This window comes from Enterococcus sp. LJL51, assembly GCF_049894025.1.
Taxonomy (GTDB): Bacteria; Bacillota; Bacilli; order Lactobacillales; family Enterococcaceae; genus Enterococcus_L.
In genome coordinates this window covers 373229-389730 of the sequence record NZ_JBNEQE010000001.1, presented here as the reverse complement: position 1 = coordinate 389730, position 16502 = coordinate 373229, and the positions used below count along the sequence as shown (strand labels likewise).

Sequence of the window (16502 nt, the reverse complement as noted above, 5' to 3'; positions counted from 1 at the left end):
CAGAATTTGCATACAGGCAACGGTAATTCTGCGAATAGAAAAAAAAGTTGGCAAGAGCAAAGTGTAATGTTACAATGGATTATGTATAATTGGGTAGAAAATTGAGTTTTTAAAGAAAAATTCTTCTTGAATGTTTTTCATTAAGATATAAAGGGGTTTTTTATTTGGTCATAATCATTACAGGGATTGTCGTAATAGCGATGCTGGCACTTTTCAGCTATGAGCTGTATAAACGAGTGAATTTGAATCAGCTTAATTCGGAAAATCCCAAAATGCAGAAAAAAATCAATGTATACAGACAACAGGAAAACAGCCGTTTAGTCGTTTCGCTGGTTATTGCAGTCATTATTATTTCCTTTGTTTTATTAGGAATCCTGTATCAGCAGTATACATTGCATAAAGACAATGAATCTCTTAAAGCGGATGTAGAGACATTGGGAAAGGGGGCAGCCAGCGGTAAGGTAATAGTCGAAGAATACCAAGACAAAAATCTGAAGCTGGCCGAGTTTCCCTGGGCAAAGGCTGTAGAGAGTCAGGATGCCGCAGCTTTGACGAGCTATGAACTTCAGCTTTCAAGAGATTGGAAGCCGTTTTTTGGAGAAATCAGTGTGACAATCGTTCGCAGTCAAAATACACAGTCTCTGACTGTTTCAGTATTTTCGTCTTCACTGACGGATAAAGATTTTGAAGTAGCAGAAAAAAATGCAGAGAAATTTGCAGAAGCATTAAGTGGTATCAAGGAAGTAACGGTTATCGATTTTAATTTTACATATCGTGATAAGACAAACACGTTAACGAAGCAATCAATGGTATTTGATCGGGAGTCACAAGATCAGGGCCTTAAAAGGATAGAGCTAAATAAATAATAAGAAATTTATGGAAATTTAAAATGAGGTGTAGAATACATGGCAAAGAGACGGTTAATTAAAAAAATTAACGAAGTTTCAGATGAAGAGCTGGATCAGGACTTATTTGGAACGGAAAGCGATGGGACAGATACGGAATCATCCTATGCTTTAAACGATCAGCTGGAAAAACAGGAACAGGAAATTAAACATTTAAGAGAATTACTGGAGGAGTACCGCTTACAGGAAGCAGACTTCGAACAGGAGAAGGATGAAAACTTCAGATTATCCCAACAAAATAAGCAACTGGCGCTCAAAGTCGAAAATGATCAGAATGAACTGGAAGCGCTGGCTGACAAGAATGATGAGCTAGAAACGCTGTTGAATCAACGTGAAGCTGAAATTGACGATTTGAAAAATACACAAACAACAACGGATTCTGATGAAACAGCAGTATTGAAGCAGCAGATTAGTGAGCTTCAAAACGAGAACGCTGAAGCACAAAAGCAAATCAGTAATCTGGAAGCAGAACTGCTAGTGAAGAATAAAGAATTAGACAGTAAGATTTCTGAGAAAGAGCAGGAAATTAAACAACTGCAAGCGGATTTATCATCTCGTGGAACAATTACAGAAAAACAAGAAGTATTGGAGACGGTAAAAATGGAATTAGAAGAATTAAACAAAAAACTTCAAGCAAGTGAATCAGAAAATCAGGAACTGTCGCAAAAAATTGCCGATCTTCAGCAAACAGCTGCGAGGCTTCAGGAAGAAAACCAACGCTTAAATGATAAAGCTGTTTCTTTAGCTGCGGATAGCTCAAACCCAGAGGCTACTGGTCATGTAGAAGCACTGAAGCAAGAAATGGAATCAATTCTTAAAGAGAAAAGCGAATTAGAAGTTACGCTTGGCCGTATTCAGGCATTGAATGATAAGCACTCTGTACAGAAAAATGTATTTGAAGCTGAAGTAGCTACATTGAGAGAAAGCTATAAACAAAAAGAAACAGAGCTGGAAACAGTGAAATCTGAACTAAGTGCATTACAAAATGCATCTTCAGCGGGAGAAATGAAAGGTGAACAGTTGGCAGAACTATTGCAGGCTAAACAGCAAATCAATGATTTACTGCTGAAAAACCAGTCATTACAAGAAGAAGCGCTGAAATCTCAGCAGGAAATCGGGGAAGTAATGGTTTCTGCGAAGAAAGAAGCAAACCGCATCATCAGTGAAGCACAGGTTGAAGCAAAACATATGATTAATTCAGCTGAGCTGGAAATGTTGAATATCGGCAACCGTGCGAAAAACATTTCTAATGAAGTAGAAGAATCTAAAAATGAAATAATGGGCATTTACCGTGAGTTAGAAGAACGTTTAAGCAAGCTTTCACGTTTAGATAAGTCAGGAAATTAAGTTTAAGGAGCAGCTGTTATGAAACGAAAAAACAAAAAAATCGCGTTGTGGTCGCTTTTTTCAGTAGGAATCGTTTTGTTTTCTGGTTATTTGATGGAATCCACGCCAATCATGGGATCTACGCCGGAAGAGGGTGTAACAGCTTCAAATGAAAAAACAAATGCAACTGTGAGTACAAGCGAAGCAGACAAAGGGAACAGCTCAGAGTTAGCTGATACATCTGTCGCAGCGAGTGAAAGCCATGAAGCAACAGAAGCTATTGTTCCTGCTCCAGAAGAAACAATTCCTTCTACAGAAACGGCTGGTACCTCTGAACTTTATAAAGTAAAACAGGGAGAATCACTTTGGGAAATTGCTCAGAATGCCAATATATCCCTGCAGGATTTGATGAATATCAATCAGTTAAGCAACAGTGTTATTCTTGAAGGTCAAGAATTGCTTACTGAAAAATAATAAGATAAAGAAGCTTTCAGTTCATGTTTTTCAGAGCTGAAAGCTCTTTTTAGTATTTTTTATGGTAAAATTGCTTTTGGTTTGTTATTCTTAATAAGATATAGAACGTAAATTGAGGTGTAGCAGCAGTATGGATGAGTTTGTAGATAACCTGAAAAAAATGAAGCGTACGGGGAATTCTTCAAGCGGAAAGCGTCAGATGGCGAATAAGAGGATGATGAAGTCCGGTAAGCCTAGAAGACCTCTGATTAAACAGCAGCCCTTAGAGGGGGACCAGAGAGGCGCAGAAGCACCTGCGATTGAAGAACCTTCTGTTAGAAGAAAGAAACTAGTGCTAAACACTGGGGATAACGGCTTAGTTAATGAGACCGAGTTTAAACCTGAAGAAGAAGTTGCTGAAACAACAGATGAGATAAAGAAAGTAAGTAATCCAGAAAAAAAAGCGGAGGAAATATCCACAGCAAAAAAAAGCAGCCGGAAAGAGCGAGATGAAGAGCAGCTCTCGAAGAAAAAGGTTATGGGAGAAAAGAAAGAGCAGGGACAAAAATCGAAAAGCAAACCTGCAAAGAAAAAACGTAAAAAACTTTCTAAGGAAGAGCTTGCCCGCAAAAAGAAGCAGAGAAAAAAACAGCAAATTATAGAAGTAATCAAATTTCTTGGGCCTGTAACAGTGATGGCATTCATTGTATTTATGTTTATTTTTAAAACTTCTCCTCATGTAGTAGATGGAGACTCGATGAAGCCGACGCTTTTAAGCGGAGATAAGGTAATTGTCAAACGGACAAAGACACCTGACCGCTATGAAATCATTACATTTGATCCACCGGTTGACAGCGATTATCAATATGTTAAACGGGTCATTGGGATGCCGGGAGATTCTATTTGGATTGATGGCGCAGATTTGTTCATCAACCAGTCGGGCAACGTACCCGCTGAAGTCCCGTTAAATGCTGCAAATGAATTGCCGGATGGAACGATTAAAGTTGCATTATCTTCAAAAGCACTTGAACAGTTTGAAGGGCTGGAGAAAATTCCCGATGATTTCTATTTTGTTTTAGGAGATAATCGGAATAATTCCAGTGACAGTCGTGAATTTGGATTAGTAAGCGGGCGGGCAATTGAAGGAGTGGTTTCTTTTCGTTTTTCTCCATTTCAGTCAATGGGGTGGATTAAGTAAAGAAAAATAGTATAAAAGCTGTTGGAACAAGAAATGTTCCAACAGCTTTTTTTTAAAATAGTAAATCTGGCAATAAGTAAAAATAAAGTAATACCGCCGTTTTAAAGAGTTATTCTCACTAAATTCCGTTTTTCCCTAGAAAATAGAGAACTTTAAAGAAAATTCTTTGATATAATGAACTTAAAGTCATTTCAATTATTTGTTAAGTAATTGTAGAATTAACTTTTCTACTTCATCCATGTCATAATTGTTCCCAATATCAGAAAAGACATATGTTGTTTTCTGATTTTCCGATATGGTATCGTCATAAATATTCGATAGTAGTATGTCATAGAATGTATCTTCAAGATAAAGCTCTGCCTTAATAGGATACTTGTGCCCAAGGATATTTGACAGATGCTGAATAACCAGTTCCCCAATAAATGGATTTAGAGAATGGTAGACACCAATGACGATTTTTTCTTCATTTAGTTCAGCAATATGATTTAAAATGATTGTGTAGTTGATTTCTGTGAATCTATTTCTATACTGGTCTTTTTCACCGCTGGAGTTAAATTTTTCAGAAGCAATACCCATTATTTCAATAACTTCATTTCCTGTAAAAGGATGGCGATGAGCGTTGACAATAGATTCAATCGTCCAGTTATCAAAAGGAAGTATGAAGCCATCAAAATAATACAGTCTGGCATGCAGCTGAAACAGCAGATTTTCAATATAAGATAGACGTGAAGGAGAAGCATAGCTTGACAGATAACCTTGCTGCTTCAAGTACTTTAAAATCACTTTGTTCATATAATTAAGATAAGAACCTGATGTTCGCTGCTCCTCTGCAAGACGAAAAGCAAAGGATGAATTTGGCGAGAAATTATTCATGGAGCAGAAGAAATCATAAAACATGTAAGCTTCATAAATAGTATAAGGTCGATCAATTTTTTTCATATATGTATGGAATGCTAGATTGATTTCTTCAAATAAAGGGCGATCCGGGTAATCATAATTCGGACTAATGACCGGATTAAATTCTGTACTTATTCGCCTTAAAGAAATTTTCATCCATAGTTTAATCTGGAAAGCCTCTGTGGGATCAAATGGGATATTCAGGGATTCTTTCAAGGCTTCGACAAATCCAAGATATTGATTTGAGGTTTCTTGCTCTAAATCACTCTTATCTTCAAAAAGAAACCAAAAGAAATTAAAAAAGAAATACCGAATCTGTTTTTCTTCTCCAACTAGTTTACCTCGTTTTATCTGTAATCGAAATTCTTTCAGAAGCTCATTCAATTCAGTAACCTTTCGATAGTAGGTTGCAGAGCTGATGGCGTAGGTCAGTTGAAAATATTCACAGCTGACTTCATTTTTTTGAAACAGCTGATTGACCATTTGAAATTTTATCGATTTATCAAGAAAAAGCAGAACGACTTTCTTTAATGGAAATTCTGGTTCTTTGTGTAAGTAAAGCACATCTCCTTCAGAAGAGATTTCAACCTTACCATCTATTCCATTTTCCTCAAGAAAACTTCTTAAAAAAGACAGGTACTCATTTAGAGTAGGCAAGCTGATTTGGAATTCTTCAATGAGTTTGCTTTTTGTTGATTTTCCTTGATTATTATATAGAAATAATAGAATATCATTCATATAGTCATAGGGCTTTTCTAAAAAATCTCGTTTTAGCATAATAGACACCTCACTTTAAGGATACTTGATTCATGGTAAAATGGCAATATCAATCTGAGAAAAGGGTGTTATTCTCACCTGTTGGATTTCTTTTTTGCGAAAAGTTATATATAATGAAGTCACATGACTGTCTATGCTTTTGGCTAAATAAAATTTTTTACAGGCAGGAGCAGCTAGTTTGAAGGGAGAAGGTACAGTGAAAATAGTAATAATCGGCGCATCCCATGGCGGGATACAGGCAGCCTTAACTATAAAAAGATTAAATCCAAAAGCTGAAATCATACTGATTGAAAGAAGAAACGATGTTAGCTATGTGTCCAGCGGTATGATTATAAAGCTAAAAGAGATGGTAGATGATTTAAATGACGTGCGTTATATAACTCCTGAAGGTCTTCGCAAACTGGGAATTGATATTTATTTAGAATCTACGGTGGTTCAGATAGACCCTAAAAATAAAATAGTGAGCTACAAGTCTTCAAATGGAGAAGTCGCTGGAGAAAATTATGATAAGCTAATCCTTGCAACAGGCTCTAACCAATTTTCTTTAAATATGAGTTTGCCGGATAATGATCGAATTACGTATTTTAAGAGCTACAAAAGCTCATTAGAAGCCTTACATAAACTAGAAGAAGCAGCAAGCATATCGATCATTGGCGGCGGTTATATCGGAGTTGAGCTTTGTGATGCTCTAAGGGATAAGGGAAAAGAAATCCATCTTATTGAAAGTTCTGACTCGATTCTATTTCGCTATATTGATAAGGAATTGTCTGCTATTCTCGAAAAAAAGATGGCAGAATCTGGTATTCATCTGCATCTAAATGAGAATGTCATGACTTTTGGCAAGACAGATAGTGTTCCCTTTACAACTGTAACAACAACAAAAGAGATTGAAAACGAGTATGTTGTGATTGCTGTAAATGCTCGGCCTGACACATCATTGTTTCAGGAATTCCTTGATTTGAATCACAATGGAACAGTTCGTGTGAACAAGCGGATGCAGACGAGTGATCCGAGTATTTACGCACTGGGAGATATTGTTTCATACCCTGTTCATAACAGCTACCGTCAGTCATTTATTCCATTGGTGAATAATGTTGTCAGAAGTGCAACAGTTGCAGCCATGAATGTTACGGAAAATAAAATGGAGTATAAAACGACACAAAAAACGACGGCAACTAAAGTATTCGATTACTACATTGCCAGTACAGGTTTAACAGAAGCCGAAGCGAATTTTGAAGGGCTGGATATTGACAGCATCTTTTTAAAGCTTCCATATCAACTACCTTATTTGAAAGAGCAGGAAGATATTTATGTGAAGCTGGTCTTCTCTCAGCATAGAAATACGCTAATTGGTGGCCAAATGATGTCAACGAAAGACATTACCCAGATTATCAATACGCTTTCCCTGGCAATTGAAAAAGAAGTGACCATGGAAGAGCTAGTGACCATGGATTTCTATTTCAACCCTACGTTGAATCATCCAATGGGGATCCTTAGCCGGGCGGCGTATGAACATATGATTAAGCGATATAAAAAGTAAAAATTGTCCTGTTTGCAACAGTCTGGACTGCTGATTTTCTGTTTTTATATCAATATAAATCAGCGTGTCAGGCTTTTTTCTTCTGTTTGAAAACAAGTAGTTTTACATCAAAATGTGTTGGCAGGACAAAAACTAAATGAACTCTTAGAACTTGAAGCAAAAAGCAGGAAACCGCTGCCTTTGTTTCAAGTTTTTATTTTAGAGCTTCCTTGTACAAGCAGAACCGAAAACTAGCTCAGATGTGGGTACCAATCAACAAGATTTTGGTACGCCTGGGATTTCGCTAAAAGTTCCCTTTTTTAATCCTATAAAAAGACTTGAATCATAGAACTACCTGAACGAAAAGAATAGAAGTTATAGGAAATAGCTTTTCAGCTGATTTTTTTGATTGATTTCATTATGTTGGTTTGATTTTTTATGTTTAACCATCGAATAGCTACTGACCATCTTCGTTAATGATTTTTGCTAACATAAAATAGGTTAAAGCTGAATAAGCCAGCTTTTTCTATCGGATTTTCTAAAAGTAGCAATCAAATTATTATTACTTATAGACGTTTCATTTTATAATAGAGAAAAGCTGCAGGGAGGATTCACTATGAAAAAACAAGAACAAGCTTTTATCGATTTTGTTATGGAACGTACACTAGCCGATCATAAGGGGGATATGGATAAGCTTCTTGGTGAGCTGTTGGAGAAAAAGAACAGCGGTCAGCTGAATAAAATGTATTTAATGGGTGTTATGCCTCGAGCGCTTTCCTATCTTGAAGCAGATAAGGTGCCGGAAGTAAAAGATGCAGTCGAAAAATTGTTAGCATAAGAAATCAGCAGATAAAGTATCTGTTTGGATATGTATAGAGAACGAGATAAATTTAATGAATGAGAAGAGGCTGTGACAGAAGTTTTCTAGTTCGACTTATTTCTGAAGAGGCGGCTTCTGTCACGCTGTTTATTTGGTTTTAGAGGATGGAGGCATACAAGTGTCACATCCTCTTTCCTAGTTTTAAGAGTCAAATCAGCACCCTGTATTTATGCAAAAGTATTTATTCGGATACATGGCTCGTAGGTAATTGCCTTTATTTTTCTTAAGAATGCTGACTGATATTTCGAGAGCATACAGAGCTTATCTTTTGCAGATAGGGGATACTTTAAGATATTCTTTAAGAGATGACTTAAAAATTACGACAGATTAAATTAATTGTCCAACAATTAATCGTCTGCCGGTTTTTCAAACTGTTTTTATCAAAAAAGATGTGCTAAAGTAAGTCGTCGTAAGGAAGCAGGTGGGAATTATGAAGCATATAAAAAATACTTTGAACTTATTTATAGTAGATTGGAAAAGAATTTTTAAAAATCCGATTGCAGCGTTATTGATTATCGCTTTGATGATCATTCCTTCGCTCTATGCCTGGTTTAATATCAAGGCTTTATGGGATCCGTATGCGAATACGGGGGAGCTGCCGATTGCAGTATATAGTGATGATCAGCCAGCAGAGTTTCAAGGAAAACAAGTGAGTATAGGAGATGAGGTATTAGCCAATCTCCATAAAAATAAACAGCTGGGCTGGCGCTTTGTTGATTCAAAAAAGGATTTGGATGAAGGCGTGAAGTCTGGTAAATACTATGCGGGAATCTATTTGCCAAAGAGCTTTTCAAAAGATTTATTAAGCTTTACGACAGGAGAAATCAACAAGCCTGAAATCGTTTATTCTGTGAATGAAAAAATCAATGCAATTGCACCTAAAATTACAGATAAGGGAGCTACTTCCCTCCAGACAGAAATATCTTCTGAATTTATCAGTACGGCGAGCAGCACGTTAATTAAAGTTTTTAATGAGATCGGGTATGATATTGACGCAAACTTGGTTAGTATCAACAAAGTAAAGAGCCTGATTTTATCAACAGATGAAAACATCGATACGATTGACGGGTATGTGCAGCAGGTTGTTGATCTGCACAAGAAAATGCCTGAAATTAAAGAGAAGATTGCCAAAGCAGAAGAGTTTAAGGCGTATATTCCTCAAGTGGATGAGTTGACTGAAAAAATCACCGAGCTGAATAACAACATGCCTGCATTGAAAGAACAGGCCAAAGTGATCCTAACTCTTCAAGAGAAAATACCAGAGATACAAAATGCCGGTAATCAGCTGGCAATGATTGACAGTGATTTTGCCTCTGTTGAACAGGTGATGACGGAGGGAATTGCAGAAGCTAAACAAGGACTGCAGATTATTCAATCTGTTGAAAGTGCATTGCCTGATATTCAAAAGCTGGGAGAGCAGGCGGATCAGTTTGGAACAGTGACGATGGAAGGAGCTCAAAAACTTCAGGATGCTTTGCCAAGTATCACTAGTAGTGTGAAAATTACTTTGGAATCCATTCAGGGAATTGGCACGAATGTTGCGTCAATCACCAGTCAAATTCAACAGATGCTGGCAGATAATGAGCTGACACCTGATGAAAGAGCATCACTAAAGGTGCTGTTACAGAATTTTTCTGAAAGTTTGGGCGGCCAAGTAAATGCGGCACAACAGCTGTCTGCATTGCTGACAAACATTCAGGAGTCAGCCGGAAATCAAAACTTACAAGGGGTCATCGATCAGCTTAATGCTCTTCAAACCTTGATTCAAGGATTGAAAAGCCGGGTAGACAGTATTAACGTGGATGCAATTACAACAGCTGAACTGCAGGCAATTGCCGGAGAAATCACAGCTGGTGCAAATGAAATTGCCAGCACGGCTGGAGGAATTCTGGGGAATATGGATAGCATTAATGCAACCATCAGCAGCCTGTTAACCGATTTGATTAATACAATTACAACAGCTAAAGGCTTGCTTTCCCAAGCTCAGCAGACAGACTTTACAGCATTACTGAATGCCACAGAGGGAACTGTATCGAATGCTATTGGAATTCTTGAAAAATATCAGGCTCAAATGCCTGCCATTAAGCAGGAGGTTCATGATGCGAATGTGCTGTTGAATGGTCATATGGATACGATTGTAGGCGGTATTAATAAAGGAGCCGATTTATACAATAATGAACTGCCGGTTGTCGAGGAAAAGCTGGGACTGGCTGCAGATTTTATCAAAAATGATTATCCTGGTATAAAAGCGGATATTACGGATACCTTAACGATGGTTGATGAAAAACTGCCAGCAGTGGAATCTGCTTTGAATACGGCGAATGATTTGATTGAAAATGACTGGCCAAATATTAAAAGCGGACTTCATAAAGCGGCAGAAGCTATTCGCAAGGGGGAAAGTGAAGTCGATTTAGGTGAAGTTCTAAAATTATTGAAGCTGGATGCCACTTCAGAAAGCGACTTCTTTACTGAGCCAGTAGTGGTCAAAGAAAATCAGATTTATCCGATTGCCAATAACGGGTCTGCAAGCACACCGTTTTATACAGCACTTTGTCTATGGGTGGGCGCTGTTCTGTTTTCAAGTATTGCTACAACAGATTATTATTTGGATGAAAAAGACAAGAAACGCTATAGCAAAAGAGAACAGTTTTCAGCTAGAATGCTGACGTTTATCGTGATGGGGCTGGCACAAGCCCTAATCGTTACCCTAGGGAACTATTTCCTTTTAGGAGTAGATGTCAAGGCGCCGGTTTACAGTGTGTTGTTTGCATTGTTGATTGCCCTCGCCTTTATGACGCTAGTATACGTACTGGTAGCTCTGTTTGGGAATGTCGGGAAAGGTATTGCGATTATTATTCTGGTTCTATCTATTTCTGGTGGGGGAGGAAATTACCCAATTCAAGTTTCAGGTAAATTCTTCCAGATGATTAACCCGTTTTTACCATTTACCCATGCAGTAAATCTGCTGAGAGAATCCGCTGGAGGAATTTATTGGCCAAATGCGTGGAAAGCAATCATTATTTTAGTTAGTTTAATGATTGTTGTCGGAATTTTAGGGACAATTTTTTATCCTATTTTAGAACCGAAAATGAAGAAGCTTGCGGAAATTTCGCATAAAAGCCATATTTTCCATTAAAAAGAGTTTCTTTCACCTGAAAGAAAAATCAGACAGTTTCCCTATGCGGATAGTCTGATTTTTCTTTATTTTGTTCTGACTGTACAGCTTTCTAGAGATGGAAAAAACTAGGTAGTCCTAACAATTAAGAAATGGTCTGCTTTGTCTAGGAATAGGGGATTTCTAAATAGTAAGAATCAAGTAAAAAATTTAAAGCAGCTATATACAATTAAAGTAGAAATCGGTATATTTTTTTAATACTTAAAAAAGGTAGGGATTATATGATAACGGGAATAGTTAATTGGTTTGAAAAGAAGGCGGATAAAACAAAGGACCAGCGGACTGCTTTTGGTATATTTGCCGGGATTGTAGGATTGATTTCCAATCTGCTTCTGGTTATTGGGAAATTTTCCATCGGTTTTGTTTCCGGAAGTGTATCAATTATGGCAGATGCGGTTAATAACTTATCAGACATGATTTCTTCTCTGGTAACATTAATTGGTTTTTATATTGCGGGGAAGCCGGCTGACAGGGAGCATCCTTATGGTCATGAACGATTTGAGTATATCAGCGGTATGTTCGTTTCACTATTGATTACTTTTGTGGGCTTTCAGTTCTTCCTGACTTCGATTGATAGAATCAGAGAGCCTAAAAGTATCCAATTCAACTGGGTTTTATTAGTGGTTCTGCTGTTTTCGATTGGATTAAAAGTTTGGCAAGGGCTGTTTTACAAGCAGGTTGCTAAAAAGATTGATTCTAACACCCTAATTGCAGCTTCTAAGGATAGTCTTAATGATGTCTTCACAACGATTACCGTTTTAGCTTCCACTGCGGTAGAGGGGCTTACAGGGCTTAAGATTGATGGCTATATAGGCTTGCTGATTGCTGTGTATATTATTTATAGCGGGATTCAGTTGATTCGGGAATTTGTCAATGAACTAATGGGCTCCAGACCGGATCAAAAAGAGATTGATCAGATGAAGGCTTTTTTATCCGGCTATCAGGATATTGTCGGCTATCATGATTTGCTGATTCATCAGTACGGGCCTAATCAGATTTTTGCTTCGGTTCACATTGAAGTAGATGACCGCTGGGATTTGAATCATGCACACCAAATTATTGATCAAATTGAATACACATTTAAAAAGCAATTAGGTGTGGAACTGGTCTGCCATGTGGATCCGGTGAATTTATATGATGAAGAGCAGCAAATGATTCATAAGGGCATCAAGAAGATTATTAAAGAAATTGATCCAGATTTACGAGTGCATGATATTCGTTTAGTAACTCATAAGGATGTAGCAACGATTCATTTTGATTTAGTTGTTCCCAGCAAGTTTCGGCTAACGGATGAAGCACTTCAGAAAGAAATTCAAGAAAAAATTGTACTGACAATTGGCATATACCAGCTAACAATCACATTTGACCATAATTATTTACTTTAAAATAACAAAAATTATTTTTTTCTCATAAACTTCTCTCTTTTAAGAAAAAACTGATAAAAAAAGTACATACTCCCATGTTAACATATCCTTAAGGAGTTGAAGGACATGAACCTAGCATATTTAGCTATTATGTATTTTTTTGTAGTCGTTATTATTGTTCTATGTTTCTTGTTAATAAAAGAACGTCAGATGTTACAAAAAACCTTGTACGAAAAAGACGTTCTGCAAGAACACTTATCTGATTTGAAAGTCGAGAAGGTTCGAATGAACCATATGCTTAAAATGCAGGATGAAAGCATTGTTCATCTAATGGATGAGCCTGAGATACAAGAGAAAAAAGCACAACAGCCGGCGATACAGACGCTGCGAGAAGAAATACAGCGTGAACCGATAAAAAGAGAGTTTGAAAGAAGTGAACCGGAATCTAGCGAGTTTTCGAAGCGTTCACCGAAAAAACAGCAAGAAGCCGAGCCAGAGATAGAGGAACACAATGAAGAGCCCTTCATCATTCTAAATAGCCGCCGCTTCTCTGGATATGAAGATGAAGTCTATCGAAATATTGAAGAATAATAAGCAATAGTTTTAAATAAAAACCACGATAAAATCAGTCAAATTCTGATTTTATCGTGGTTTTTATGTTAGGGTCAGGAACTGTCGGTTCCATACCACTGTAGAAAGAATTGATTCATCTGAGTATTTGTCAAATAATTAGAGCCAGTCAGGAAGTTTACAGATTCGCTAAAATAGTTGAGCTGTTCAACGATAAACTGGTTAATTTCCTTAATCTGAGGCTCCAATCCTAATTCGTTGCCTGCTCTTTTTTTTATAAGTAACCGTTCAATCTGCTGTACAAGCTCAGCAGATAATCCTTCTTGCTGAAGCAGCTCCTGAAAAAGAACGGGCGGTGCTGTTTGATGGGCTTCAATCCACCGGCAGGCGAGCAGGGGACGAAGAACATAAAAATATTTTTTGATTTTAACCGTTTCGCCCTGCAAGTAATCCCGATAGTTTCCTTTAGCCATATGCAGATAATGATAAATCAGTCCTTTAGACTGAATAGAAGCTTTCATCAGCTCCAAAAGCTCTGTGTGGAATAGGGAATCCTTATAGTAAACAATGGGCGAAGCCAGCCACTCTATAAGTGATGGGTTGCTTTTTTGTAAAAGCAGCAGACTTTTATCTAAATCCCATCCGCTGATATCCAGCAGCTCTGAAATAGGATATTCAAGGGTGTCTCTAGTTTTTTGAAGCTGTAAGTACCAGCTTTTAGGACGAGTGTAGATAAAGCGAACATCATAGTCACTGTCTGTCGAGGGAAAGCCCCACGCTCTGCTTCCTGACTCTACAGCATATAAAATTCGGATATTTTCTTGTTTTTCGATTCTTTTTAATTCTTGAATAATTTTATTTTTCATGGAGATCCTCCTTTTAGAGACGCGGATCCAAATCCTTTTCTTTTTCAAATTCATAAATCAGTTCAGCCAATGTATTCATATAGACGTCATTTTCTTCAGTTAACTCATGGATTGGAATCTGCAGCAGTTCAGCAGCAAGAGCAGCTTCTCTTTTAGAAGCCTTCAACTTGCCATGAATTTTTTTGTCTTCAATAAGCTTCTGATAGCGTTTATCGGAGCGATAGTCATAGCCGTAGATAAGAGTTAAGTATTCTTTATTGCGAACCTTCATAAAGGGAACGGCCTTTGAATTCCCCAGATGTTCCGGTTTAATGACAATTCCTTCCATTTGATTTGTAATGGTGATTGTTTGAAAATAGTCTTCTGCCTGTGCTAAGGCGGACTCTTCTAAGAGATTAACAACTAAACAATTATCCTCCGATAAAAAGCGGTAGATTTCAGAAGCAGACTGCTCCGGCAGCATTTGACTACCGTCCTGATAAACCACTTTTAATAAATTAAATGGTTTGTACGACAACTCCCCTTCGCTGCCATAAAGCTCAATCTGTTTTCGATAAACAGCTAAAGCCTGTTCTTGTTCAGAGATACCTACCTGCCGGCTGCGGGTCTCGGTTAATAATGCAAATTGGCGTGCTGTATAATCGCCGTATAAGTCAGACAATGTCTTCTTATCTTTATGGTACTGATCGGTAAGATAGTCGGTAGCATCAAGCTTTTGAAGTGCTTTTGCATAGTTCTCTTCAAAACCAAAATCTTTTAGTACAGTAAGTTCTTTTTCTATACCGAAGGAAATCGGCTGATACTCTTTTTCAATCAGTCCTTTGCCGAGAACACTCCATGGCAGCAGCTCACCATCCAACAACAGCATCTCAATGTGATTCTCCTGCATATAAGGTAGAAATTTTATCAAGAGCTCCTGATAAATTGGCTGAAGCTCCAGCTGCCGAATAATATGTCCATTTCTGGATACTGCAAAACAGCGGTCGAGTTCAGTATAGAGATAGAGATTACAGCGAGACCCCATATATTTAGGCTGCAGTACTACATTTTCTATTCCCTGCTGCTTAAAGTAGTTGAGTCCAGCTTCCAAAGATTCTAAATCGTTTGTTTCAGGGTCAGCAGCTGAAGGCGACATGGTACCGGAAAGGTATTGAATGTTGTTGCGGGCCATATAGCGCAGCCGCCTCTGGCTTTCTCTAGGAAGTGTCTGCCATGAAGGCTTTTTAGGCTTAGTAAAAAGCAAAGGCAATGTTTCTGTCTGGCCCTCTTCAGATGGCACAGAATACAACATCGTTTTATAAGGTAAAATCTTAACTGCTGTCAGGCGGTTTTTAGCTACAGCACCAGTATCAATACTTCGCTTGTTCTTTAGTTTGAAAGGCTCCTGACAAGCAATGTGCCCGAAAAGATGCAGCGGCAGGTTGAAGTAGCTTTCTTCTTCCAGAAATTCCAACTGGGGCTGAAGCTCAGCCTCTCGATTCAAGCGGAAGTTACGCTGTTTTCTTTTTGACCCATTATCCAGCTTGCCAAGATACTTTTGGCGGCAAGGAGCATGTGTGACAATGAAGGATTGTTCGCCTCCACCAATTCTACGATAGAAAGGTTTAGCTTTTTCAACCAGCTGAAAGAATTTTTCCCGCAGCGCATCATCTTTTTCCAAGATGCCAACAGAATCAAAATAATGTGCCAGCACCTGAGGATCAGCACCTTTAATCGTCCCTTTCAAATAATGATAGACAAAATGCTCATGATTTCCAATCGTCAACAGCAGCAGCTCCTGATTGGCATAAAGAAACTCGATAATTTCTGCCGTTTGTTTTCCTTTATCAATCCAGTCACCGTTAAGAATTACTTTTCCTGAACGTTCATTCATGACTAGCTGATTCTCTACTACTGAATGACCAAGCCGAATCAGCAGCTGTTTTAAGGCGTGAACACATTCATGAACATCGCCAATAACAGAATAGTCATGAGCCGGAGGCAGGATACAGGCTAAATATTCTTCCTGATCCTCAACAGCTATCTGAATATCAGCAAAATCTTTTTTAGGAATACGATGAATTGCATGGTAGTTTTCTTTAGCCAGCTTTGGTAAAACCTCACGCTTCAGCCGTTGAATATGGTTGCTGATAAGACGGCGGGAACGTTCACTGGCATAATAGTCCTCCCGATTTTTGTAATCAAAGACAACTGCTTCAATACGATAGTTTTGTTCCTGGGCAATTGCTAAAATTTCCTGGCGAAATTCCTGTGCCAGTCCAGTTGTATCGACAATGACAAATTCTGCCGAAACAGGATAGGTTGTCACAAATTCTAGTCTTTTTCGCAGGTAGGGGAAAGCCACATTACTAGCCTCCAGCATTACCTGATCGTATTTATCATACGCATGTCCAAGAATTTCCTGACGTAAATCATCCGACGAAATATATTGGACATTGCTGTAAAAGTTTTTTTCACAATCTTCAAAGCCCAGCTGTTTCATTAGAACTTCTTTTGAAAAGGTTGTTTTTCCACATTCTGTCGGACCAATTAATAGGAAAATTGTATGAGTTTTTGTTTGAATGAGCATAAA

At 38.0% G+C, this 16502-nt stretch carries 12 protein-coding genes; 9 read left to right on the top strand and 3 right to left on the bottom strand.

Annotation, left to right across the window (positions count from 1 at the left end):
• The first annotated feature begins 164 nt into the window (after window positions 1–164).
• The 4 genes from ACPWSO_RS01840 (at window position 165) to lepB (ending at window position 3882) form a co-directional block, all read left to right on the top strand.
• Window positions 165–866: a hypothetical protein gene (locus ACPWSO_RS01840; protein ID WP_426081065.1), complete on the top strand. Its 702-nt coding sequence runs from the start codon at window positions 165–167 to the stop codon at window positions 864–866.
• 39 nt (window positions 867–905) lie between these two features.
• The gene (locus ACPWSO_RS01835) at window positions 906–2252 is read left to right on the top strand and encodes a hypothetical protein (protein ID WP_426081064.1); all 1347 of its coding nucleotides are present in this window, start codon (window positions 906–908) and stop codon (window positions 2250–2252) included.
• A gap of 18 nt (window positions 2253–2270) precedes the next feature.
• On the top strand, window positions 2271–2705 hold the full coding sequence (locus tag ACPWSO_RS01830) for a LysM peptidoglycan-binding domain-containing protein (protein ID WP_426081063.1): 435 nt from the start codon (window positions 2271–2273) through the stop codon (window positions 2703–2705).
• A gap of 130 nt (window positions 2706–2835) precedes the next feature.
• The gene (gene lepB / locus ACPWSO_RS01825) at window positions 2836–3882 is read left to right on the top strand and encodes a signal peptidase I (RefSeq protein WP_426081062.1); all 1047 of its coding nucleotides are present in this window, start codon (window positions 2836–2838) and stop codon (window positions 3880–3882) included.
• A 195-nt stretch (window positions 3883–4077) separates the two neighbouring features.
• Here the strand turns inward: lepB and ACPWSO_RS01820 are convergent, their stop codons facing one another.
• Window positions 4078–5556, bottom strand: a complete 1479-nt coding sequence (locus ACPWSO_RS01820) for a helix-turn-helix domain-containing protein (protein ID WP_426081061.1) — start codon at window positions 5554–5556, stop codon at window positions 4078–4080.
• A gap of 196 nt (window positions 5557–5752) precedes the next feature.
• Between ACPWSO_RS01820 and ACPWSO_RS01815 the strand changes: the two genes are divergently transcribed.
• The 5 genes from ACPWSO_RS01815 (at window position 5753) to ACPWSO_RS01795 (ending at window position 13085) form a co-directional block, all read left to right on the top strand.
• Window positions 5753–7096 (top strand): FAD-dependent oxidoreductase, encoded by a 1344-nt coding sequence (locus ACPWSO_RS01815; RefSeq protein WP_426081060.1) that lies wholly within the window; start codon window positions 5753–5755, stop codon window positions 7094–7096.
• A gap of 595 nt (window positions 7097–7691) precedes the next feature.
• Window positions 7692–7913: a hypothetical protein gene (locus ACPWSO_RS01810; RefSeq protein ID WP_426081059.1), complete on the top strand. Its 222-nt coding sequence runs from the start codon at window positions 7692–7694 to the stop codon at window positions 7911–7913.
• 472 nt (window positions 7914–8385) lie between these two features.
• Window positions 8386–11091 carry a YhgE/Pip family protein gene (locus tag ACPWSO_RS01805; protein WP_426081058.1) on the top strand — a complete coding sequence of 902 codons (2706 nt, stop codon included), beginning with the start codon at window positions 8386–8388 and terminating at the stop codon, window positions 11089–11091.
• Window positions 11092–11351: 260 nt separating this feature from the next.
• Window positions 11352–12515 (top strand): cation diffusion facilitator family transporter, encoded by a 1164-nt coding sequence (locus ACPWSO_RS01800; RefSeq protein WP_426081057.1) that lies wholly within the window; start codon window positions 11352–11354, stop codon window positions 12513–12515.
• A 105-nt stretch (window positions 12516–12620) separates the two neighbouring features.
• Complete coding sequence (locus ACPWSO_RS01795; protein WP_426081056.1) at window positions 12621–13085, top strand: hypothetical protein; 465 nt, start codon at window positions 12621–12623, stop codon at window positions 13083–13085.
• A 74-nt stretch (window positions 13086–13159) separates the two neighbouring features.
• Here the strand turns inward: ACPWSO_RS01795 and ACPWSO_RS01790 are convergent, their stop codons facing one another.
• Together ACPWSO_RS01790 and ACPWSO_RS01785 are read right to left on the bottom strand one after the other, a co-directional pair.
• Window positions 13160–13930 (bottom strand): nucleotidyltransferase domain-containing protein, encoded by a 771-nt coding sequence (locus ACPWSO_RS01790; RefSeq protein WP_426081055.1) that lies wholly within the window; start codon window positions 13928–13930, stop codon window positions 13160–13162.
• 13 nt (window positions 13931–13943) lie between these two features.
• Window positions 13944–16499, bottom strand: coding sequence for an AAA family ATPase (locus ACPWSO_RS01785; protein ID WP_426081054.1), 2556 nt, complete (start codon window positions 16497–16499; stop codon window positions 13944–13946).
• Window positions 16500–16502: the final 3 nt, after the last annotated feature.